The organism is Serratia silvae (assembly GCF_023282985.1).
GTDB lineage: Bacteria > Pseudomonadota > Gammaproteobacteria > Enterobacterales > Enterobacteriaceae > Chania > Chania silvae.
Window position 1 is genome coordinate 216,985 of sequence record NZ_JAGQDC010000002.1, and the last position, 22,174, is coordinate 239,158.

General features: G+C 53.1%; 19 protein-coding genes and 1 tRNA gene. 6 read left to right on the top strand and 14 right to left on the bottom strand.

Going from position 1 to position 22,174, the window contains the following annotated elements:
- Positions 1-187: 187 nt before the first annotated feature.
- The 3 genes from KAJ71_RS03080 to KAJ71_RS03090 all read right to left on the bottom strand — a co-directional run bounded on the left by KAJ71_RS03080 (position 188) and on the right by KAJ71_RS03090 (position 2,361).
- Positions 188-264, bottom strand: a tRNA-Pro gene (locus KAJ71_RS03080).
- A gap of 75 nt (positions 265-339) precedes the next feature.
- Positions 340-2,124 (bottom strand): LPS biosynthesis-modulating metalloenzyme YejM, encoded by a 1,785-nt coding sequence (gene yejM / locus KAJ71_RS03085; protein WP_248944332.1) that lies wholly within the window; start codon positions 2,122-2,124, stop codon positions 340-342.
- A gap of 9 nt (positions 2,125-2,133) precedes the next feature.
- Entirely contained in the window at positions 2,134-2,361 is a 228-nt protein-coding gene (locus tag KAJ71_RS03090) for a YejL family protein (RefSeq protein WP_248944333.1), read from the bottom strand.
- A gap of 161 nt (positions 2,362-2,522) precedes the next feature.
- Here KAJ71_RS03090 and yejK point away from each other — a divergent pair, with 161 nt between their 5' ends.
- Complete coding sequence (gene yejK, locus KAJ71_RS03095) at positions 2,523-3,527, top strand: nucleoid-associated protein YejK (protein WP_248944334.1); 1,005 nt, start codon at positions 2,523-2,525, stop codon at positions 3,525-3,527.
- An 83-nt stretch (positions 3,528-3,610) separates the two neighbouring features.
- Here the strand turns inward: yejK and rplY are convergent, their stop codons facing one another.
- Positions 3,611-3,895: a 50S ribosomal protein L25 gene (gene rplY / locus KAJ71_RS03100; RefSeq protein WP_024486231.1), complete on the bottom strand. Its 285-nt coding sequence runs from the start codon at positions 3,893-3,895 to the stop codon at positions 3,611-3,613.
- A gap of 150 nt (positions 3,896-4,045) precedes the next feature.
- The gene (radD, locus tag KAJ71_RS03105; RefSeq protein ID WP_024530606.1) at positions 4,046-5,803 is read right to left on the bottom strand and encodes a DNA repair helicase RadD; all 1,758 of its coding nucleotides are present in this window, start codon (positions 5,801-5,803) and stop codon (positions 4,046-4,048) included.
- 273 nt (positions 5,804-6,076) lie between these two features.
- Here radD and rsuA point away from each other — a divergent pair, with 273 nt between their 5' ends.
- The 3 genes from rsuA to KAJ71_RS03120 all read left to right on the top strand — a co-directional run bounded on the left by rsuA (position 6,077) and on the right by KAJ71_RS03120 (position 8,957).
- Positions 6,077-6,790, top strand: a complete 714-nt coding sequence (rsuA, locus tag KAJ71_RS03110) for a 16S rRNA pseudouridine(516) synthase RsuA (RefSeq protein WP_248944335.1) — start codon at positions 6,077-6,079, stop codon at positions 6,788-6,790.
- Positions 6,791-6,820: 30 nt separating this feature from the next.
- Entirely contained in the window at positions 6,821-8,017 is a 1,197-nt protein-coding gene (locus KAJ71_RS03115) for a Bcr/CflA family multidrug efflux MFS transporter (protein WP_024530608.1), read from the top strand.
- A gap of 595 nt (positions 8,018-8,612) precedes the next feature.
- On the top strand, positions 8,613-8,957 hold the full coding sequence (locus tag KAJ71_RS03120; RefSeq protein WP_021805874.1) for a YejG family protein: 345 nt from the start codon (positions 8,613-8,615) through the stop codon (positions 8,955-8,957).
- Positions 8,958-8,966: 9 nt separating this feature from the next.
- Here the strand turns inward: KAJ71_RS03120 and yejF are convergent, their stop codons facing one another.
- The 8 genes from yejF to KAJ71_RS03160 form a co-directional block, all read right to left on the bottom strand.
- Positions 8,967-10,562 carry a microcin C ABC transporter ATP-binding protein YejF gene (gene yejF / locus KAJ71_RS03125; RefSeq protein ID WP_248944336.1) on the bottom strand — a complete coding sequence of 532 codons (1,596 nt, stop codon included), beginning with the start codon at positions 10,560-10,562 and terminating at the stop codon, positions 8,967-8,969.
- 1 nt (position 10,563) lies between these two features.
- Positions 10,564-11,589, bottom strand: coding sequence for an ABC transporter permease (locus KAJ71_RS03130; RefSeq protein WP_248944337.1), 1,026 nt, complete (start codon positions 11,587-11,589; stop codon positions 10,564-10,566).
- Positions 11,586-12,680, bottom strand: a complete 1,095-nt coding sequence (locus KAJ71_RS03135) for a microcin C ABC transporter permease YejB (RefSeq protein WP_248944338.1) — start codon at positions 12,678-12,680, stop codon at positions 11,586-11,588. The genes KAJ71_RS03130 and KAJ71_RS03135 overlap by 4 nt, the downstream gene beginning before the upstream one ends.
- A gap of 10 nt (positions 12,681-12,690) precedes the next feature.
- The gene (locus tag KAJ71_RS03140) at positions 12,691-14,499 is read right to left on the bottom strand and encodes an extracellular solute-binding protein (RefSeq protein ID WP_248944339.1); all 1,809 of its coding nucleotides are present in this window, start codon (positions 14,497-14,499) and stop codon (positions 12,691-12,693) included.
- A 134-nt stretch (positions 14,500-14,633) separates the two neighbouring features.
- Positions 14,634-16,223 carry a cyclic di-3',5'-guanosine monophosphate phosphodiesterase PdeN gene (pdeN, locus tag KAJ71_RS03145; protein ID WP_248944340.1) on the bottom strand — a complete coding sequence of 530 codons (1,590 nt, stop codon included), beginning with the start codon at positions 16,221-16,223 and terminating at the stop codon, positions 14,634-14,636.
- Positions 16,224-16,540: 317 nt separating this feature from the next.
- Entirely contained in the window at positions 16,541-17,122 is a 582-nt protein-coding gene (gene mepS, locus KAJ71_RS03150; protein WP_248944341.1) for a bifunctional murein DD-endopeptidase/murein LD-carboxypeptidase, read from the bottom strand.
- A 407-nt stretch (positions 17,123-17,529) separates the two neighbouring features.
- A complete protein-coding gene (locus tag KAJ71_RS03155) occupies positions 17,530-18,240 on the bottom strand; it encodes a phosphatase PAP2 family protein (protein ID WP_248944342.1) in 711 nt (236 codons plus the stop codon).
- 46 nt (positions 18,241-18,286) lie between these two features.
- Positions 18,287-19,261 (bottom strand): CobW family GTP-binding protein, encoded by a 975-nt coding sequence (locus tag KAJ71_RS03160; protein ID WP_248944343.1) that lies wholly within the window; start codon positions 19,259-19,261, stop codon positions 18,287-18,289.
- Between the two features lie 304 nt (positions 19,262-19,565).
- Between KAJ71_RS03160 and KAJ71_RS03165 the strand changes: the two genes are divergently transcribed.
- Together KAJ71_RS03165 and KAJ71_RS03170 are read left to right on the top strand one after the other, a co-directional pair.
- A complete protein-coding gene (locus KAJ71_RS03165) occupies positions 19,566-19,874 on the top strand; it encodes a YmdA family protein (protein ID WP_248944344.1) in 309 nt (102 codons plus the stop codon).
- Positions 19,875-20,170: 296 nt separating this feature from the next.
- Entirely contained in the window at positions 20,171-20,482 is a 312-nt protein-coding gene (locus tag KAJ71_RS03170) for a YmdA family protein (RefSeq protein WP_248944345.1), read from the top strand.
- Between the two features lie 61 nt (positions 20,483-20,543).
- Here KAJ71_RS03170 and KAJ71_RS03175 read toward each other — a convergent pair whose 3' ends face one another.
- Positions 20,544-22,025, bottom strand: a complete 1,482-nt coding sequence (locus tag KAJ71_RS03175; protein WP_248944346.1) for a mannitol dehydrogenase family protein — start codon at positions 22,023-22,025, stop codon at positions 20,544-20,546.
- Positions 22,026-22,174 lie beyond the last annotated feature (149 nt).

The following is a 22,174-nucleotide window of genomic DNA, read 5'->3' on the forward strand; positions in this document are numbered from 1 at the left end:
GTAAAAGCCGTGCAGGGAGAAATAATAGCGTACAGCGGCAATTAAGACGGCGATCTAACGGCTAACAAGAGGGGAAACCTAAGTGCTGAAAGGCGATGGCTTGTCGGCAATTTTACCACCATTTTACCATGTGAAGGTTTTGTTAATAAAAAACCAACCCTAAGCGGTTGGTTTCTCTATAAATAGTTGGTCGGCATGAGAGGATTCGAACCTCCGACCCCCGACACCCCATGACGGTGCGCTACCAGGCTGCGCTACATGCCGACGCAGAACCCTATACTACCGTTTTCAGATGTAAATTCAAGCAGCTACCTCACCGATTGCTCTAGATTTAAGCAGTTAGTTGGCGATAAAGCGTTTTACATCGGTCAGCACCTGCAACAGCAGGGCTAGCTGGGGTTTCTCGTCTTTGATCTCGTTATCGTCTTGATCGTAGGCACGGTAGTTGCCATTGACATCCAATGTCAGCGTCTGTGTTGGCGTGGTGATCACCAACTGGCTGCCGTCACCGGTGGCCAGCCAATTGTTTTTACGCTGTGCGGCAAACAGATCTTCGCCTTGCGAGTAGTCGTTAGCCGGTGTTTTCACATGCAGCAGACGTTGCATCAGCGTGCGCATCACATCGTTATGATTGGTCAGCTTATTGATGGTTTGTGCCGGCGTGCCTGGCCAGTGAATGACCAACGGAACCTGCAACTGGCTGCGGTTAAAGCTGCTGCCCGCTCCCCAGTTGCCTTTGCCGGTATCGTTGAACTCTATGCCGTGCTCGGCGGTGATCACCACCACGGTTTTATCCAGCAGGCCTTTTTCTTTCAGCGTAGCCAGCACCTGCTCAATCTGCGCATCGAGGTCTTTAGCGCCGGTACGATAACGTTGGGTGAAGGCCTCAGGTGCGAGCTTATTGTCACCCTCTGGTAACCTGGCTCCGCTGAAATTGATATAGGAGAACCAAGGGCTACTACCGCTCTGAGTGGCCAACCAGCTCTGCCACTGATGAGTGGTGGCGGCATCGCTTTGTACGAACGGTTCAGGCGGTAGCGAGAAATCGGTCAATAGCGCCTGGCGGTAAAGCCTGGCGTTGAAACCGTCTGAAGAGAACAGGCCGAACTGATAGCCTTGATCGCTCAGCGCGCTAATCAACGCGGCCGGTTTGCGTCCGGCCAGAATACCATCCAGATAGGTAGGCGAAATACCGTAGAACAGGCCAAACAGGCCGGTGTCCGCATGGTTACCGGAGCTGTAATGGTCGCTGAAGCGGATATTTTCCTGGGCAAAGCGGCTCAGGCCGGGCATGTCTTGCGCCAGATCCTGGGTACGCACGCCGTTCACTACGATCATCAGCAGGTTGTAGCCGCTGCCTTTATCGCTGTAGTTCAGGCTGTTGAGCGGATATTCAACGGCCGCCGCTTCTGGATTGCCCTGTTGCATCAGGCGGCGCTCATATTCTTGCTGATCGAGCAGGCCGTGCTTTTCCAGGAACTTACGAGCGGTCATTGGGTAAGAAAGCGGCAGGTTGGCGCGCTGCATGGTGATCGGCCGATAGAAATTGGCATCCGCCCAGATATAAATCAGGTGCGAAGCAAAGAACGAACAGATGAACAGCACCGCCAGCGGCTTGCCGAAGTTGCGCCGGTTCAGGCTGCGCAGTTTCTGCCAGCTCCAGGTGGCAAACAGCATTTCGATCAGGAATATCACCGGTACGGCGATAAACACCAACTGCCAGTCGCGCGCCAGTTCACTCTGGTCCGGGTTGACGACCAACTCCCACACCACCGGATTCAGGTGCAGGTGGAAGTGGGTAAAGACTTCGCCGTCAACCAGCAGCAACGTTAGCCCGGCGGTGGCCAACGTCGCAGAAATAAATCGCAGCAGGCGCTGCGACATCACTACAAAGGTGAGCGGGAAGATGATCAGCAGGTAGACGGCAAAAACAATAAAGCTGAACTGCCCAATCAGGCTGACCAACGCATAGACTCGCCCCAACAGTGAGGACGGCCAGTCGGTAACAAACAGGTAGCGACTGCCCAACCCGATACTGAGCAGAATATTAAATAAGGCGAACCAGTGCCCCCAGCCAATCATCTGGGAGACTTTTTCACGATAACGCTGACGGTTTGTCACCATAAGTAATTATTAATGCGCTTTATCTTCATGGATAGAAGCCTGCAGGGCTTCAGCAAACGATCTGGCCAGTGTCTTCCGCTGTGCGGGAGCAATACTGGTGTTGATCAAATTGGTTACCATGTTGCCCAGCACCATCAAAGAGAGATCGGTGGGAGTATGGTGTTTTTCCAGAACGTTGACCAGCTCAGAGAGCAGTTGTTCAACGTGTTCGTCACTATAACGAGATGATTGTGGCATAAAAATTGTGCTCAAGGCTCGACAAAGTCCCATATCTTAACGTATAGAGCCGCGATTTTCCGCTCTTTTATAGCGTGAAGTTCGTTAAGGTATTGCCATGGCCGTTGTCTTTCGGCTTCTTCAGTGCTTGAATACGCGCTCAAAGAACAGGAGGAATAATCATGAGTCTGGATATCGAGCAGATTGCACTGCACCAGTTGGTAAAACGCGATGAGCAGACGCTGGAAGTGGTGTTGCGCGATTCCCTTCTTACCACCAATGCGGCGGTGGAAGAGATGATGGCAGAGCTGCATCGCGTTTACAGCGCCAAGAGTAAGGCTTACGGTCTGTTCAACGAGCAGAGCGAACTGGCGGACGCGTTGCGCAACTGCCGTAAGGGTGATGACGACTTCCTCGCATTTAGCCGTGCTGCCACCGGCCGTCTACGTGACGAACTGGCCAAATATCCGTTTGCCGACGGTGGCGTGGTGCTGTTCGCACATTACCGTTATCTGGCGGTGGAATACTTGTTGATCACGGTGCTGAACAGTTGTAACAGTACACGCGTCAATGAAGAGTTGGATATCCGCACCACCCACTATCTGGATATCAACCATGCGGATATTGTGGCGCGTATCGATCTGACCGAATGGGAAACCAATCCGCAATCGACTCGCTATCTGACATTCCTCAAAGGGCGGGTAGGGCGCAAGGTTTCCGATTTCTTTATGGATTTCCTGGCGGCGGCGGAAGGGCTGGACACCAAAGCGCAAAACCGTGGCTTGTTACAGGCGGTGGATGATTACTGTGCTGATGCCCAACTAGGCAAACATGAACGCCAAACGGTACGTCAGCAGGTTTACAGCTACTGTAATGAGCAGTTGCAGGCAGGTGAAGAGATCGAGTTGCAGGAGCTGTCGAAAGAAATAGCCCCGGTGGGCGAGAAGGATTTCCTGCAGTTTTCCAGTGAACAGGGTTACGAGCTAGAGGATAGTTTTCCGGCGGATCGCGGCACCTTACGCCAACTGACCAAATTTGCTGGCAGCGGCGGCGGTATCAGCCTGAACTTTGATGCGATGCTGCTGGGGGAGCGCATTTTCTGGGATGCGGCTACCGATACCCTGACGATCAGAGGTACGCCACCGAATCTGCGCGATCAGTTGCAACGTCGCACGGGCGGCAAGTAAGCATCACTGAATGACAGCCAATAAAAAACGCCGCAATTGCGGCGTTTTTCACTTCGGCGTCCCGAAAATCGATAACGTGGCGATTAAACGCGAACGAAGTCGATGTGAGCCAGTTTTGGCTTGAACGGGTGACGCTGTACAGCCTGAACCTTAACTTTGGTTTCTTTACCGTCGACAACCAAAACTACTGCTTCGCTGTAGAATTCTGGTTTAACTTCCATGTTCTTTACAGAATCATGGTCTAGTTCGATAGCAATCGCAGCTTCTTCGCCACCATAGATGATAGCTGGGAATTTGTTTGCTGCACGCAGGCGGCGGCTCGCACCCTTACCCTGGTCTTTACGTACTTGTACGTTGATAGTGAACATTGTTTTTTCTCTTAAAAGAAAATTTACCCTGCTACAGGCGACCCAGTAACAGGCTCGATAACCTGCTTTCACACTGGGCGAACCCAGGTAAAGCGGGCGGCATTTTAACGGAAAGCCGCTCTCTGGGCAATGAAAACCTGCCGCACGGGCTTAATACAGCTCATTGGCACGGCGAAAGCGGCCCTGATAATCAAAAACTTTTTCGCGTATTTGCCAGAACTGGCCGCGTTTGCGCGCGACGACGAAATCGGGATGGCGTAACAGCGCCTGCTGAGCCAGAATGTCCGCCGCGTTTTGCCAACCGAAGGGGACGCCAGGTGCCCGTTGGTGCGGGCGCAGGAACAGCATCTCGAAGGCTTTGCGTTGCGCGGGCGTTTGCAGGCGGAAACGTTCGCTGGTGCTGGTGCCATCTTCGTCATAATAGGTGGCTTTCAGCCATTCCCCTTTGTCGTCCTTGCCGCTTTGCAGTTCCATTCCGCCACAGCGCAGGACTAGCGCATCCTTCAGCTTCAATGCGGCCTTCAGCATATCGTCCGGATCGACCAATACTTCCTGGCACTGATGGCAGCGGCGTGCCGCAATATCGTTCTCTGCGCCGCAGTGCGGGCAGCATTTGAAACGGAAGCGGTAGTCACACTGCTCGCGATGTCCCTCATCATCTTCCAGCCAGCCCTGACAGCGACGGCCGTAGTGCTCGATGATGTCGCCGTTCTCGGTGCATTTGCCCCAAAACAGGTTGGCAAAACCGCAGCCAGGGCAAAATACCTGTACCGGTTGGCTGTCGGAGTGGGGTTTGCTAACGCCCACTTCCGGCGTGAACAAATCGTGGGGATTGCCGGCATAGTCCAGGATCAGGCAGTCGGTCTTGCCTGGGGCCAGCCGTAAACCGCGCCCGACGATCTGCTGATACAGGCTGACGGACTCGGTGGGGCGCAAAATAGCGATCAGATCGACATGCGGCGCATCGAAACCCGTCGTCAGCACCGCCACGTTGACCAGGTAGCGCAGTTGCTGTTGCTTGAAGGCTTCGATTAGCGCGTCACGTTCGCCTGGCGGCGTTTCGGCACTGACCAGCGCCGCTTCCCCGCTTGGCAACAGCCCATGCACTTCACGGGCATGCTCCACCGTGGAGGCAAAAATCATCACGCCTTTGCGGGTTTCGGCGTATTCGACGATCTGGCTGATGATGTGTGGCGTAATGCGGTTTTGCTGTTTCAGCTCGCGGTTAAGATCCACTTCGCTGAACAAGCCGTTGCTTCTGGCCTCCAGGCGGCTGAAATCGTACTGCACGATCGGCATATCCAGCCGTTCTGGCGGCACCAGAAAGCCGTGTTTAATCATATAGCGCAACGGCAGTTCATAAATGCAGTCGCGAAACAGGCTGTTGCCGTCGCCACGGGTGATGCCGTGGTAGTGATATTGATAAATCCAGCCTTTACCTAGCCGATAAGGGGTGGCCGTCAGGCCAAGCAGGCGCAGTTGCGGGTTGGTTTTTTGCAGATGTTGAATAATTTGCTGGTATTGGCTGTCGTCATCGTCGCTGATGCGGTGGCATTCGTCGACGATCAGCAGGGAAAATGCGCCGTCGAACAGCGACAGATTACGTGCCACCGATTGCACGCTGCCGAACACCACCTTGCCGCTGCTCTCTTTTTGCTGTAGCCCGGCGGCGAAGATGTCAGCCTCCAGGCCATAAGCGCAGTATTTGCTGTGGTTTTGCGCCACCAGCTCTTTGACGTGGGCCAGCACTAACACCCGGCCACGGGCGCGTTTTGCCAACTCGGCGATCACCAGGCTTTTGCCAGCGCCGGTTGGTAGCACGATCAGGGCCGGTTCAGGATGCTGGCGGAAATGCTTGATGGTGGCGTCAACCGCTTCCAACTGGTACGGGCGTAGGGTAAAGGCCATGCGTTAGTAGCGCTCGCTGAAGTGGGCTGTAACACTCCACTGAAATTGTGACATTTTGCTCCTCAGACGGCGGAAAAATTTCTATTATTATGCCCTCTGCGGCTACGCAGTGCGAGAAGCATGGAAATTACCCCTGTTATGGCATTATACTAAGCGGCTTCCCTACGCGAACATCCTCTTCGAACCTGTTTTTTGCACCTGGTGCGATAACGGGGCGTCATATTTAGCAACCAGATCAATGCGATCATAACAACGACAGGCAAAGCAGATTTAATGCGACTGGACAAGTTTTTATCTCAGCAGTTGGGTATCAGCCGTGCGCTGGTAGCGCGTGAACTCCGTGCAAAACGTGTCACCGTAGACGGTGAAGTGGTCAAGAGCGGGGCGCTCAAGCTGGCTCCGGAACAGGAAGTGCGGTTTGATGACAACGTGTTGTCACAGCTGAACGGGCCACGTTACTTCATGCTCAATAAGCCACAGGGTTATGTGTGTTCGACCGACGACCCGGATCATCCAACCGTGCTCTATTTCCTGGATGAACCCGTCGCGTACAAGCTGCATGCGGCAGGGCGGCTGGATATTGATACCACCGGCCTGGTACTGATGACCGATGACGGCCAGTGGTCGCACCGTATCACCTCACCGCGCCACGAGTGTGAGAAAACCTATCTGGTGACGTTGGAACATCCGTTGGCCGCTGATACCGCTCAGCAGTTCGAGCAAGGCGTGCAGCTGCATAACGAAAAAAATCTGACCAAGCCAGCGAAGTTGGAAAAAATCGAAGATACCCTGGTGCGCCTTACCATCAGCGAAGGGCGTTACCATCAGGTGAAACGCATGTTTGCCGCCGTGGGTAACCGGGTCATCGAATTACACCGTGAGCGCATTGGCGCCATTGTGTTGGATGACGATTTGGCACCGGGGGAATACCGCCCGCTGACCGAAGAAGAGATTGCCAGCGTAGGCGCACCGCACCTGCTGGATTAATTTTTACCACCGACCAAGGAGTCGTTGAACGTGCAACAGAACCGGACCTCTCACCTCGGCTTGATCTTTATTCTGGGCCTGCTGTCGATGCTGATGCCGTTGGCGATCGACATGTACTTGCCCAGCATGCCGATAATCGCCCAGGAGTTTGGCGTGGAGTCTGGCCGGGTACAGATGACGCTCAGCGCCTACATGCTAGGCTTTGCCGTTGGCCAACTGTTCTATGGGCCGATGTCCGACAGCATCGGTCGCAAACCGGTGATCCTGTGGGGCACGCTGATTTTTGCTATCGCGGGTGGGGCCTGTGCAATGGCCCAATCGGTGGAGCAACTGATCAATCTGCGCTTCCTGCATGGGTTGGCCGCAGCGGCGGCAAGCGTGGTGATCAACGCCCTGATGCGTGACATGTTCACCAAGGACGAGTTCTCACGCATGATGTCGTTCGTGATCCTGGTGATGACCATTGCGCCATTGCTGGCTCCGATGATCGGTGGCGTGCTGCTGTTATGGTTCAGCTGGCACGCGATCTTCTGGACCATGGGCGCGGCAGCACTGTTGGGTTCGGTACTGGTGGCGTTCTTTATCAAGGAGACTTTGCCTAAGGAGCGGCGGCAAAAATTCCATCTGCGCACCACGCTCAGGAATTTCGGCTCATTGTTCCGCCACAAGCGCGTGTTGAGCTATATGCTGGCCAGTGCTTTCTCGTTTGCCGGGATGTTTTCTTTCCTCAGCGCCGGGCCGTTTGTTTATATCGAGCTGAATAACGTTTCACCGCAGCATTTTGGCTATTACTTTGCGCTGAACATCGTGTTTCTGTTCCTGACGACCCTGATCAATAGCCGCAATGTGCGCCGCCTGGGGGCGGTTAAAATGTTCCGTCTTGGGCTGTTTGTGCAATTGACGATGGGCGTATGGTTGCTGGCCGTCACTGCCAGCGGACTGGGTTTCTGGGCATTGGTGCTCGGGGTGGCGGTTTATCTCGGTTGTATCGCCATGATCTCGTCTAACGCGATGGCGGTGATCCTGGACGATTTCCCCCATATGGCGGGAACCGCCTCTTCGCTGGCCGGGACGTTGCGTTTCAGCATTGGCGCACTGGTCGGAGCAATACTGTCCATGGCCCCAGGCAAAAGCGCATGGCCGATGGTTTCATCAATGGCGTTGTGCAGCATCGTTGCGGTGTTGTTCTATTTCTATGCCAGCCGTCCTCGTAATAACCCTGCCTGATTTACCCTTCACTATGACCCTCTCCCAAATGGTGAGAGGGAGACAAACGCAACCAGACCTCGTTTTCCCCTCTTGCAAGTTTAAGTTTGTTGCTAAATATATGCAGACTAACTAAATGACAACCAAACGAACTGTAGTTTTTTTGTTAAATATGGCGGTATTATTTTCTCAGGTTGTCAAAGGTGCAACCCGCAGGCTGATGGGGCGTTTTCTTCGCGGTTAATTGGCCTAATATTGTTTTAAATCAAAAGATTATTGATTTAAGCTGCTTTAGGTATTTGAGCGATATGTTTGCGCAATGTAAAATTATAGCGATTGTAAAGTAACTGCATTGCAAGAAAAAAATGTTGAGATCGCGGCGGGAAAGGGTTACATATAACGCAAAAATGCGAGCTGAGTCGCAAAACGCCGTGAGAGAACCTTCTACGGTGGAAAAAACTGAGTGATATCAGCAAGCGCAGGATGCGGTTAATTGTTTGTTGCAAATTTTACTTAAAAACAACATTTGTGGGCGGCAAAGTCGGATGATCCCGGCTATAACTAAGTCATCCTGTGATGTAAAAAGTGTTTCATCTTTTCATACTAGGGATTTCATGTGGATAGTTTCCAGCTTTCGGTAGTGCATCGCTTGCCGCAAAGTTATCGTTGGCTATCAGGTTTTACCGGCAGCAAGGTTGAACCGATTCCGCTTAGCGGCATAGACGAAGATAACGATCTGATCGGCCTGAAGCTACTCAGCCATGATGGGCGTGAAGCCTGGCGGGTCATGCAGCAGCTCAACCTGTCTCTGCAAGAGATCCAGGTCAACTGTTCCATCGTTGAATGGGAAGGCGAGCCTTGCCTGTTCGTTCATCAATGTGATGAAAGTGCTGCCATGTGCCGCTTAAAAAACGTCGGTGCGGCGATTGCCGAGCAGCTCAGCGCGCAGTACCCCTTCTGAATGATGCCGCTAATCAACCAACTGCAATAACTGCTGCGTATAGACAGCAGCAGGTGCGTTGAAAATCGTTTGGCAGTCACCTTGCTCCACGACTTCTCCCTGACGCAGTACGATCACCTGATGGCACAACGATCGTACCACCTGCAAATCGTGGCTGATGAACAGATAGGCCAGCCGGTGACGGAGCTGAAGTGATTTCAGCAGCGTCAGGATTTGCGCCTGCACCGATTTATCCAACGAGGACGTCGGTTCATCCAGGATCAACAGCTGCGGCTGCAGGATCAGCGCGCGGGCAATGGCAATACGCTGGCGCTGCCCACCGGAAAACTCTGTGGGATAACGGTAGCGCAGGGCCGGATCCAACCCGACTTCCTCCAACGCCTCAATCACCCGCTGTTCGCGTTGCTCTGCGGTCAATTGCTGGTGGATCTCCAGCCCTTCAGCGATGATTTGCAGCACGTTCAGGCGTGGGTTCAGCGCGGAATAGGGATCCTGGAACACGATTTGCATTCGGCTGCGGTAAGGCAACATCTGCTGGTTATTGAACTGGTGCAGCGGTTGGCCATCAAACCAGATTGCACCTTTGGCACTTAGCAAGCGCAGCAGCGCCAGACCAGTCGTGCTCTTGCCGGAACCCGATTCACCCACCAAGCCCACGCTTTCTCCAGGCTGTATCTCAAAGCTCAGATTTTTCAGCGCGTAGTTCTGATCGACAACGCGCCGTAATAGGCCACGTTTGATCGGGAAGCTGACCTGCAGGTTTTCCACTTTGAGCAGTGGCATGGGCTTATCGCTAGCCGGTAGCGGCAGAGGCTCGCCCACGTCTTCAGCAGCCAATAACTGACGGGTATAGGCATGCTGGGGGGCGCTAAACAGGCTGTCACGGCTATTTTGCTCTACGCACAATCCTTGGCGCATCACCGCCACGTTATCTGCCAACCGGCGAACGATGTTCAGGTTGTGGGTGATGAAAAGTAACCCCATTCCCAACTCCTGCTTTAATTCTTTCAGCAGCATCAGGATCTGCGCCTGGATGGTCACGTCTAGCGCGGTGGTCGGTTCGTCGGCAATCAACAGCTTGGGCTTGGTCAGCACCGCCATAGCGATCATCACGCGTTGACGTTCTCCACCGGAGAGCTGATGTGGATAATCCTTCAAACGACCTTTGGCGTTACGTATTCCCACCCGATCCAGACATTGAATGATTTCGGCGCGGGCGCTGTCACGGCGCATGCCCCGGTGGAGCATCAGCACTTCGGCCAGTTGCTTTTCGATGGTGTGCAGTGGATTGAGCGACACCATCGGCTCCTGGAAAATCATCGAGATCTGGTTGCCACGCACTTTGCGCAGTTCGGCTTCTGGCGCGTGTAACAGCGAGTTGCCGTTAAACAGAATATCTCCACCGGGATACACCACTGGCGGGGAAGGCAATAGCCGCAGCACGGAAAGGGCGGTGACGCTTTTGCCTGAGCCTGATTCACCCACCAACGCCAGCGTTTCCCCTTGTTCAATCTGCAACGAGACGCCGTTGACCACCTGATTCAAGCTGCCTCCCTGGCGGAAGGCGATGCTGAGATCCTGAATAGCGAGCAGAGGAGTGGTCATATTAATGCGCCTTGCTTGGGTCGAAGGCGTCGCGCACCGCTTCGCCGATAAAGATTAACAGTGAGAGCAGCACCGCCAGCACCAGGAAGGCGGTAATGCCTAACCACGGTGCTTGCAGGTTGTTTTTGCCCTGTAAAAGTAGCTCACCCAACGAAGGCGAACCGATCGGCAAGCCGAAGCCGAGGAAGTCGAGAGAGGTGAGGGTGGTAATCGAACCACACAGAATAAACGGCAGGAAGGTCAGCGTGGCGACCATGGCGTTAGGCAGCATATGGCGATACATAATCACGCGATCCGGCACGCCCATCGCTCTGGCGGCACGAATGTAGTCGTAATTACGGGTACGCAGGAATTCTGCACGCACTACGCCCACCAGGCTCATCCAGCCAAACAGGATGGTGATGCCCAACAGCCACCAGAAATTGGGTTGGATGATGCTGGACAGCAGGATGATCAGGAACAGCGTCGGCATCCCCGACCAAACCTCGATCAGCCGCTGCCCCCAAAGATCGAATCGGCCGCCGTAATAGCCCTGCGTCGCTCCTGCACAGATACCAATCACGCTGGAACACAGCGTTAGCGCCAGCCCAAACAGCATCGAGATACGGAAACCGTACAGCACCCGGGCCAGCACATCGCTGCCGTTACTGTCGGTGCCCAGCAGGTTCTGGCGTGACGGTGGCGACGGGAAGGGGACTTCGGTGGCAAAGTTGATCGTGTTGTAGCTAAAGCGGATTGGGGCCCAGATAGCCCAGCCGTGTTGCTCAATCTGCTTGATGACAAAAGGATCCTGAAAATCGGTGATGGTATTCAGTTCCCCACCGAAGGTCGTTTCGCTGTAGTTGACCATAAAGGGCACATATAGGCGGCCTTCATAGCGCACCAGCAAGGGCCGGTCGTTAGCGATCAGGTTGGCGGCCAGGCTGAGCGCAAAGGCCACCAGAAAAATCCACAGCGACCAGTAACCACGGCGGTTGCTGCGAAAACGTGCCCAGCGGGCCTGATTGATGGGGCTTAAGCGGCTCATTGACGGGCCTCGAAATCAATGCGCGGATCGACCAGGGTATAGGTGATATCGCTGATGATATTCAGCAGCAGGCCGATCAGGGTAAATATGTAGAGCGTTCCGAACATCACCGGATAGTCGCGTTGCAGGGTGGCATCGTAGCCCAGTAGCCCAAGGCCGTTGAGCGAGAACATCACTTCGATCAGCAACGAACCGGTGAAAAACACGCTGATAAAGGTGGCCGGGAAACCGGCGATCACCAACAGCATGGCGTTACGGAACACGTGGCGGTACAGGATCTTCTTCTCGTCCAGCCCTTTGGCACGGGCAGTGACCACGTATTGTTTACGGATCTCATCAAGGAACGAGTTTTTGGTCAGCATGGTCAGGGTGGCAAAGCCACCGATCACCGTAGCCAGCACTGGCAGGGTAATGTGCCACAGATAATCGGTGATTTTACCGTACCACGGCAGCGTGTCGAAATTGCTGGAAACCAGCCCGCGCAGCGGGAACCAGTCCAGATAGCTACCACCGGCGAATAGCACGATCATCAGAATGGCGAACAGGAACGCTGGAATGGCGTAGCCGATGATAATCAGCGTGCTGCTCCAGGTGTCAAAGGCGTTGCCGTTGTGGATGGCCTTGCGGATCCCCAGGGGAATCGACACCAGATAGATGATCAGCGTACTCCACAGCCCCAGGGACGCGGAGACTGGCAGGCTTTGGCCGATCAGCTGCATCACTGAGGCACCGCGGAACAGGCTGTCGCCGAAATCGAGGCGCATGTAGTTCCACAGCATGGTGAAATAGCGTTCGTGCAGCGGCTTGTCGAACCCATAGCGTTTGGTGATCTCGGCGATCACTTCGGGATCCAGGCCGCGTGAGCCACGGTATTGGCCTTCGGCCACGTTGCCCGCGCCAGCCTTCATATGCCCAAGGCCTTCACCCGCGCCACCACCGCCAAAACCGCTGGTTTGCCCCATCTCAATAGAGGCAATGGCCTGATCGACCGGCCCACCGGGGGCGATTTGCACAATGAAAAAGTTAATGGTGATGATTGCCCACAGCGTGGGGATCACCAGCAGTAATCTGCGTATCAGATAAGCGGCCACCTGAGGCTCCTTATTGCCGTTGCGCCGGCAAGCGTGCCGCCTTGTTGACGTCGAACCACCAGTTGTCGAACCCGATCGAATAGGCCGGGCGTACCGCTGGCGAAGAGAATTTGTCCCAATAGGCGTAACGGTCGTGATTGGAGTACCACATCGGCAGCATATACATGTTCCAGGTCAACACCCGATCCAGCGCACGGCCAAGGGACAGCAACGATTTTTCATCTCCTTGATGCTTAACTATTTTACGCACTAGGTCGTCTACAGCTGGATCGCTGACGCCGGGGGTATTCCAACTCGAGGTGATATAATCTGAATCCCAACGGGTTTGTAGTGAGGTGCTGGGAAAAGGCATTGCAGGGTACACTGTCGGCATCATATCAAAGTCACGTTCGCGCATGCGGCGGGTGAATTGGCTGACGTCAATCTCACGGATCTGCATATCAATCCCCAACCGCTTCAGGTTGTGCTGGAAAGGCAGTACGTACTGAAAATTACTGCCGCTCCACAGCATCAGCTCAAAGGTAAAGGGTTTACCGGTTTTGCTGTTGACCAACTGCTGGTTTTTCACTTCCCAGCCAGCTTGTTTAAGCAACTCGGTGGCTTTCAGCAGGTTGGCCCGGTCATTGCCGCTGCCGTCGGATGTTGGAGGCTGATAGATAGAGGTAAATACTTCTGTTGGTACTTTGCCTTTCAGCGGGGCCAGCCAGGCCAGTTCCGCAGCGTCTGGGTAGCCGGTAGCCGCGTATTCGGTATTCTGGAAATAGCTGTTGGCGCGCTGATAGGCACCGTAATACAGCGCCTTGTTCATCCAGTCAAAGTCGAAGGCCAGGGTAATGGCTTCCCGCACCCGGCGATCGGCGAAAATCGGTCGTTGAATATTGAATGCCATCCAGCGGGCATTCTGTGCCGCCTGATTGGTTTCATCCTGTTTGATGATGAAGTTGCGCGCAAAGTTGCCGCCCTGATATTGAGTGGCCCAGTTTTTTGGCGAGCCTTCGACGCGGAAATCGTAAGCCCCGGCCTTAAAGGCTTCCAGTGCCACCTTATCGTCCAGGTAATAGTCGTAACGCAGCGTATCGAAGTTATAGCGACCACGATTCACCGGCAGATTGGCGGCCCAATAGTCGCGTACACGTTCGTAGGTAATGTATTGGCCCAATCGGTAGCTGCTGATTTTATAAGGCCCACTGCTCAGAGGGGGAACAGCCAGTGGCTCATTCAGCTTATGGTCTTTCCAGAAGCTTTCCGGCATGACCGGCAAGCTCAAGAGACCGAGTAGCTGATCTTTATCCGGTTTGGGGAGTTCTATGCGTACTGTCAGACGGGAGATGGCCTTGACCGTGACGCCTTTATACGCCGAACGGAATTGCGGCACTCCCTCGGTCATAAATTTGTTGAAGGTGAAAGCCACGTCGGCAGCGGTGATCGGGCTACCGTCATGAAAACGAGCGCGTGGATCGATATCCAGCTCCATCCAACGCATATCTGCCGGGTAACGGGCCGACTCTGCAATCAGCGGATAATAGCTGGAAGGCTCGTCGGCCGAATTGGTGAATAGCGTATCGTAGAGTTCCCCAGTTCTTTCACCGGGCACGCCGCGCGAGGCGAAACGGTTGAAGTTATCATAGGTACCGATGGCTGCCAGCCGAACGTCGCCGCCCTTGGGGGCCGCAGGGTTCACGTAGTCAAAATGGCTAAAGTCGGTGGAATATTTCGGTTCACCGAGCGTGGCGAAAGCGTAGCTTTCATTAAGGGTTTCGGCCTGCATGCTAAAACTGAGTGCCGAAAGCACCAGGGCAGCAAAAATGCGTACGGACATCTCTACGGTAAGCTCCTGCTATGTATACCCGCCGCCTTTCAAACCATGGCTTGAAATATGTCGGATATAAGTCAATTAATCCAGCCGGTAGCATAGCATTTCAGGCCGGTTTTCTGAGTAAAGAAGTTTCAATATCAGGGATTAACCGCGGCCTGATAATCAAAAGCGGCATTATTCTGGCAAAAGGCGACGAAGTCCTCAATACCCAGTGGCTTACTGAAATAATAGCCCTGCATAAAATTAACGTCGCGCTCTTGCAGGAAACTCACCTGTTCGGCGGTTTCAACCCCTTCCGCCACGGTCAGCATTTGCAGTTTTTTAGATAGTGAAATCACTGCATCCAGGACAGGAGCGGTCGCCGTATCCTGGCCGATGGTGTTGACAAAACCGCGGTCGATTTTCAGGTAATCCAGGGTAAAGCGCTGTAGATAGATTAAGGCGCTGTGGCCGGTGCCAAAGTCATCTACCGCGATTTCAACGCCCTGACTGTGCAGCCAGTCAAACTCTTCCAAGGCGTTTTGTTCCTCCACCATGCCGCGTTCGGTGATTTCAAACACCACGGTGAAATGGTTGGTCGGCACTTCAGCCAGCAGTTCGATGATATCGTCATGGAACGAAGGCGCATTAAGGTGAGAAGGAGCAAGATTGATGCCCAGTTTGGCCCCCCGTGGCAGAGCTTGCGCCAACTGCGGGATATCCGCTACGATCATCCGGAACAGGTGGCGGGTCAGCGCCACGATCAACCCTTCGCTTTCGGCATAGGGGATAAACAGATCCGGTGGAATACGCCCCTCGCTGGGATGCTGCCAGCGGATCAATGCTTCCATTCCGGCGATGGTGCTGCTTGCTGTGTGGAATACTGGTTGATATTCAACAAAGAACTCATTGCGCTTGATGCCCCTCATCAGGGCGAGTTCGGGGCTTTGACGCAATATCTGCATGTAGTAATACAACACGCCCACCATCAGGGAGAGCACCAGGCTGCCCAGCACGGTAAAACGCATATCATTAGCCGTCAGGGATTGGTGATAGAAGATCATACTCAGTGGATAACCTGGGACTGCAACCTGGCTGGTGTACCTTTCAGGTAATTTTGCCAGTGGCATCATATTCGAGTCGAAGGTGGTTACCGCATGGTTCCCGATCACGATGGCAAATCCGGGAGTATCTCTATCGCGTGAATTGAGTAGCAGGTAGGGGGTCAGGGTGAGATCCAGCGTGGCCAGTATGCCGGTGTTGCTTGGCCCCGGTTGACGTAGCCACACGGCAACCGCCGGTTTTTCCGGCACCATCGGCGTGCCTTCTTGCAATGCCATATCCAGTGGCTTGCGCCAGTCGATTTCGGAATAAATATAGCTCATCCCCAGCATCATGTTACCGGTTGCCGAGGAGCAATAGGCAAAACCGTCTTTTACCAGAACAAAAGTGCGTACGCCGGCGGTAAAAGCGGCACGGTAAGTAAGATCGGACTGGACCTTTTCGCAGGATTTACCAGTAAGCGGCATGATTTGTTGCATCATTTCTTGCAGATTATCGAGATAATTAACGGCAAATTTTTGCGTACGGGTTTCGATCTTATGTTGATATTGCGTGCGCTGATGATCGATCAGAAATAAGGTGACAGAGATAAAAACAATGAAGAAAACTGCTGCGACAATACCGCTTTTAGCCAGGCTACGCCGTGTGTTAGACGCATGGCGTGCAAATGCTCCCTTCAATCCCATTACTTGCCCCCTGAGCGCAGCGTAAAAATATTCTTGTTATATTGCGGGTGATTAATATATCTCACCGATCCAGCCTGCGTCATTATTCGTCTGGCTGTTTAGACACAGCGTAAACAGTGCGTTACAAAATGGTATGTCACTTGACGATAATAGGCTATTTTTTCAACTGTCGCGTGGTTTCTTGCACTGTGATAATCGAAAATAGCGATGCGGGTTTGTTCGGTGCCACTTTTACAGTGAAAAAAAACGCTGCCCCTGGGGGCAGCGTTCTGGTCTCGTTTGTTTGGCTTTCAGGACTAGATTCAGATACTACACCGTTAGCTGGAACTTTTGCCCAGTAACCGGCGGCCTTCACGATAACGTTTATCCCAATAGTTATCCGAAAGGTTAGAGATTGTCACGCCACTGCTGGTAGAGGCATGAACGAATTTGTCGTTACCCAGATAGATGCCAACGTGGCGGCCAGTCGACCCGGCGCGGAACAGCACTAAATCACCAGGGCGCAGTTTGGCGCGCTGGATTTGTTTGCCCATATCTTCTTGCTCATAGGTTGAGCGGGGCAGAGCCATACCAAACTGTTCACGGAAAGTCCGTTGCACAAATGCCGAGCAATCAATGCCGCGCTTGCTTTCACCGCCTAAACGGTAGCGGACGCCTTTCCAATCAGCATACTGATCCATAATCTTTGACTTGACGTCAACGTTACGTACCATCGCTTCGAATTCATCCTGAGAGGCTTGCAGTAAAAGACCGTTTTTGTCATTAACTGCATGCATCTCAGTTTGTGATCTATCTAACTTCGAAGTGTTCGTTGAGCTACAGGCGGAGAGCACCAAGGCTGCCGCAATTGCAGGTAATACCCGCAAAAAATATCTCAGAAAAGGTTGAGATTTGACCATTGTAATTGTTTTCCCTTGAAGTCCTTAACGACGCAAGTCGTTATCTGAAAAATACCAAACTGAACGAGACTAGTTGGCACCGGCAGGAAGGACAAACAGTTAGCATCGGAAATGTGCAGGAACGCACAATTTTCGGATTTTTACTAACGAGCCAAGCCAAACCAGGCACAAACGCATCAGAGAGTACCGGAATGAAGTGAGGATTGCGAGCCTTTTTCCGACATTCTTTATATGAAATCGTGATGTAACATAATGTAAATATTCATATAAAAAACGCGGTTTGCCGCTTATGTTGGATTGGTGTTAATTAATGCGGTAACCATGTTAACGGCGTGGTTGCGGAGTAAACAGATTGAGGCATTTCAATAACCGAGAGGCGCTGGCCTCCCGGCTATCATAATCTAAACTTATGGCTGCGTTGGACGATACTTACCGGGTAATCTGCAGTTCAACCAGTGGATCACAACATCGCTGGCCGGTGTCATCAGCCACCAACTGGTGCCGACCATCACCACAGATAGCGAACCGACGGCAATATCGGTAAACCAGTGTGCACCGATCATGATGCGTGGAAGGCAGAAGACTAGAGTGATCAGCAGCGCGATGGCAAATGCCGTGCGGTTAAAGTAGCGCAGCATAAAGCAGGAGAAAATCATCAGCATCATGCCATGATCGCCGGGGAAGCTGTCGCTGGAGGCGTCTTTGGTTGGGATGCCGGTGAGTTCGCTGACCCGGTTGATATTGTCAAAGGTCAGGGTGGGGCTGGCGTGTTTTACTGGCAGCAGGTGACCAAACTGGTTGAGCACCACCCCCGTTAACAACATCACGACGCCGGTAACGATCAGACGGCGGCGGCCAAAGGCATCCTGCTTGAGGTAGAAGTAAAGGTACAGCAGCCCCATGGCGATGAGCGAAATGACGTCGAATACCCGATTGTTGGTGATCGCCACCATTCTCAAAAACCAGGCGTCGCTGGCCAGATGTTGGTTGAAGAAGAAAAAGATTGCTGAGTCAATGTTGAACCAGAACCCGTGATCCTTGGGTATATACCAGGAAAGAAATAGCACGATGCCCAAGACGTTGAGCATGAGGATGAAGGGTAAATTGCGGCGTGTCATGGCTGACCTGTAAAGATTATAAAAAATAATGCCAACGTTAAAAGCATTAACTTAAACGAATGTTAAACAAAGCCGATTGTAAAGCATTCCAGTTGGCTTCGCTGCTGTGGATCAACTCGATACGGCTGTCGAGCGGAGCGGTGGGGCGCGTCTCGATACTGAGATCCTGCCCTTGGCGGTTGATCAGCAGACTGCCTTCGGCAATGCGTACCACCGCTTTGGCCCTGTCAACCGGTGCTAACCTGATCCATTCCATCATACCGACGGTGTCGAATAGGGTTTCTCCATCAAAAATCCAGCCGCAGCTGGTGAATCCTTGGCCTTGGTTAAGGGCCCGGCGCCAGCGGGCGTTTTCAGGCAAACGCAGCGCAGCTAACCCTTGGGTTTTGGCGTGACTATGATGATGCTGTGCGTCCGGCAATTCTGTGCAATTGGTGCGCGGCCGATCCAACAACTTGATATCCATGCGCCCTTGCTCGATGGAAAAGACCGGCCGCTGCTGGCCATGCTGCATTTGCCAGGCTGTCAGTGCGTGAGCATCTTGCGGCTGCCAGGTATCCATTTTATTGGCGATGATCACGTCGGCTGCGGCCAGTTGATCGCGGAAATTTTCGTTTTCACTATAGCGAGGCTCGCCGAGTTGGCGGGGATCAAGCACACAAATCGTTGCCAGCAAATCGATCCATCCGCCATAGGTTTCTTGGGTTAACAGCGCCAGGATCTGCTTCGGGTGACCTAATCCAGTAGGTTCAATCAGCAACCGATCGGGTTTGGCCTGTTGCAGTAACATATTCAACCCTACCTGCATCGGTAGTCCGTTAACACAGCACATGCAGCCACCAGGGATTTCTTTCAACACGGCACCGCTGTCGGCCAGCAGGGCACCATCGATACCAACCTCGCCAAATTCGTTGACCAGCACGGCCCAACGCTCATTTTCCGGTTTGTTGGCCAGCAGATGCCGAATAGTGGTGGTTTTGCCGCTGCCCAGAAAACCGGTGATCAGATTGGTTTTCGTCATGTGAATGCCCTCATTAAAAGCACGCTTAATTTATTGATAATTATTGATTAATTAACTTTATCTGTTTGTGTTGCAGAGTGTAAATTTAATCATGAAAATTGCGCCATTTTTAGCGCTTTTATTTTGACCTTTGATTGGGATTTTTCCCATTAATAATCAGGAACTAGCAACGTCAATTTTACCGTACCGTATTGTTTCCATGTCCTTAATGTACCGATTAGCCATAAAAAAAATCACCTATCCTTACGATTATTCCTATGAAAATAACCTATCTTTAAGGTGGCTTAACAAGAGTGAGATTGCCATGAATAGCTTACGGTTAATTCTGATCGCAGGAGCGTTGTTTTCATGGATGGCAGCAAGTCACGCGGGTTCCACAGGTGGCGTTATCCACTTTGTGGGGGCCATTGTCGAAGGCCCTTGTACGGTAGATGTTAGCAACACAGCGGCGAATACCCAATGTTATCGTAACGGGAAAAACTACACGGGCACGCAAAGGCTGGCAAGTTTTGATGCCAGCAGTAAAGAGCTTCCGCTGAATATCGGCACCACAGAAATGCGGTGGGTAGATCAGCAGAAAAAACTCGCAATAATGACGGTAATTTATCGTTAAGTCCTCTAGTCATGCCGAGTGGGGCTCGGCATGACATTCCCAGATCGACACCTTTCCTTGCCCAACCGACTGACCAGGATTGCACATGGCGAGCCGTCTGCGCCGCCAGCCGTTACCGGGTTTTAAATTGAGATTTTTCCGAATTGAAATCTGCGATTTGCGGCAATAAATTATGCGTCGCCAGAGAGGTGGGTTCCTACATAACTAAATGATAAATAGTGAAAACATTTCTACCTTGTGGTTAATCCAAGAACTTTTTTCAGGTTTGAATTGGCTTAATAACAAGTGAGGTGACCATGAAAAACTTACGGTTGTTTTTGATCGCAGGAATGTTGTTTTCATGGATGGCGGCTGGCGTGGCCAATGCTGCTACCGGCGGCGTGATCCACTTCTATGGCGCCATTGTCGAAGGTCCTTGCAGGGTGGAAGTTGCTGACTCAATGGCGCAAACGCAATGCTATCGCGATGGGCAAAACTACACCAGCAAACATCAGTTAGCGAGCTTGGAGAGCGGCAGTAAAGAACTGCCAATGAATCTCGGCAAGAGCGAGATCAAGTGGTTGGATCAGCAGAAAAAACTCGGAATAATGACGGTGGAATACCGTTAATCCACATTCAAACGTCAAGCGGCCACCATACCTGATAGATTGGCATGGTGGCCGATGCGGATCAATTTAACTGGGTGGTTACCCAATCTTTTACCGTCTGCCGTGCCCCTCGATCGCGCAATGACAGATAGGCCCTTGTTACCTCTGCCACAAACGTGCTATCTGCTGGCAACTGCTCGCCAAACACGCTTTTCAACGCCAGCAACGCAGCCACGCGGGGTTCACCGTCTTGTGAACTGCCGACGGCCTGTTGCAACGTGGCCAGCATCGGGTCGCGGATATCAATCGATTGCCCGGCGTCATCAATCCCACCGACATAACGCATCCAGCCCGCTACGCCAAGCGCTAGCCCCGCATGGCTGCCGCCGTATTGCCGATGCCAGCGGATAGACTCCAGCAGGCGCTGAGGTAACTTTTGCGTGCCATCCATAGCGATCTGCCAGGTACGGTGTTGCAGTGCCGGGTTGCTGTAACGTTCGAGCAACTGTTCGGCATAGGCGGCCAGATCGATGCCAGCAACCCGCAGCGTTGGAGCCTGCTCGTTCAACATCAAATGGTGTGCTGCACGGCGATAATTCTCATCCGCCATGCAGTCAACAATGTATTGATAACCCGCCAGATAGCCGAGGTAGGCCAGGAAGGAGTGGCTGCCGTTGAGCATCCGCAGTTTCATCTGCTCGAACGGCAGAACATCATCCACCAGTTGCACTCCTGCATCCTCCCACCGTGGGCGGCCAGCGACAAAATTATCTTCCACCACCCATTGAATGAAGGGTTCACAGGCGATAGCGCATTCATCACGCACCCCACCCAGAGCGGCGGCAATTTCATCCAGCGTTTCTGGCGTAGCGGCCGGAACGATGCGATCGACCATGGTGCTGGGGAAGGTGACATGTTGAACGATCCACTGGGCCAGCTGTGGATCGCGTTCTGTGGCCAGCCCGGTCACTGCATTGCGTACCACGTGACCGTTCTCTGGGATGTTATCGCAGGACAGTACGCTGAAGGCAGGCAGGTTACGTTCGCGGCGTCGGTGCAGTGCTTCTACCAGGATCCCTGGCACCGTGGTGGGTTGGGCCGGATTAGCCAAATCGGCTTTTATCGCGTCGTGTTGCAGGTCCAATTGGCCGCTACCGGGTTCAATACAGTAGCCTTTTTCCGTAATGGTCATGGAGACGATCGCCACCTGCGGTTCGGCCAGCTTTTCTAGCACGGCGTCGATGCCTTCCAATTTGCGATGTACGCTTTCGTGAACGGCCCCCACCACGATGGCCTGATCGCCCGCCGCGCCCTTTTCCAACACGGTGTAGAGATGATCCTGATCGCGCAAGGTCTGGAATAGCTTATCGCCGCCGAACAGGCTGATCTCGCAGATCCCCCAATCGCCGCCGTTGCGGTTGAGTACTCTGTCGGTCAGCAATGCTTGATGTGCCCGATGAAAAGCCCCAAAGCCTAGGTGAACAATTCGGCTGCGCAGGCTCTGGCGATCGTACTGGGGCAGTTGTGTCTTGGCGGGTAACGGTGAGTTGGCGATAGTTTTCATTAATGGCTCCATGACGAGAGCAAGGGCCGGTTGGTCGCGTGTACAAAGCTATCAGACCAGTTGGCCGCAGGTATATGCCCGGCTCTCGCGTATCTGTTAACAACCGCCAGTGTAGGGCGGTAGAGAGGTGAATGAAATTGGTCAGTCCA

Coding starts and splice junctions, on each gene's coding strand:
- yejM (WP_248944332.1), bottom strand. CDS start 2,124: ATGGTGACAAACCGTCAGCGTTATCGTGAAAAAGTCTCCCAGATGATT.
- KAJ71_RS03090 (WP_248944333.1), bottom strand. CDS start 2,361: ATGCCACAATCATCTCGTTATAGTGACGAACACGTTGAACAACTGCTC.
- yejK (WP_248944334.1), top strand. CDS start 2,523: ATGAGTCTGGATATCGAGCAGATTGCACTGCACCAGTTGGTAAAACGC.
- rplY (WP_024486231.1), bottom strand. CDS start 3,895: ATGTTCACTATCAACGTACAAGTACGTAAAGACCAGGGTAAGGGTGCG.
- radD (WP_024530606.1), bottom strand. CDS start 5,803: ATGGCCTTTACCCTACGCCCGTACCAGTTGGAAGCGGTTGACGCCACC.
- rsuA (WP_248944335.1), top strand. CDS start 6,077: ATGCGACTGGACAAGTTTTTATCTCAGCAGTTGGGTATCAGCCGTGCG.
- yejF (WP_248944336.1), bottom strand. CDS start 10,562: ATGACCACTCCTCTGCTCGCTATTCAGGATCTCAGCATCGCCTTCCGC.
- KAJ71_RS03130 (WP_248944337.1), bottom strand. CDS start 11,589: ATGAGCCGCTTAAGCCCCATCAATCAGGCCCGCTGGGCACGTTTTCGC.
- KAJ71_RS03140 (WP_248944339.1), bottom strand. CDS start 14,499: ATGTCCGTACGCATTTTTGCTGCCCTGGTGCTTTCGGCACTCAGTTTT.
- pdeN (WP_248944340.1), bottom strand. CDS start 16,223: ATGGGATTGAAGGGAGCATTTGCACGCCATGCGTCTAACACACGGCGT.
- mepS (WP_248944341.1), bottom strand. CDS start 17,122: ATGGTCAAATCTCAACCTTTTCTGAGATATTTTTTGCGGGTATTACCT.
- KAJ71_RS03155 (WP_248944342.1), bottom strand. CDS start 18,240: ATGACACGCCGCAATTTACCCTTCATCCTCATGCTCAACGTCTTGGGC.
- KAJ71_RS03160 (WP_248944343.1), bottom strand. CDS start 19,261: ATGACGAAAACCAATCTGATCACCGGTTTTCTGGGCAGCGGCAAAACC.
- KAJ71_RS03165 (WP_248944344.1), top strand. CDS start 19,566: ATGAATAGCTTACGGTTAATTCTGATCGCAGGAGCGTTGTTTTCATGG.
- KAJ71_RS03170 (WP_248944345.1), top strand. CDS start 20,171: ATGAAAAACTTACGGTTGTTTTTGATCGCAGGAATGTTGTTTTCATGG.
- KAJ71_RS03175 (WP_248944346.1), bottom strand. CDS start 22,025: ATGAAAACTATCGCCAACTCACCGTTACCCGCCAAGACACAACTGCCC.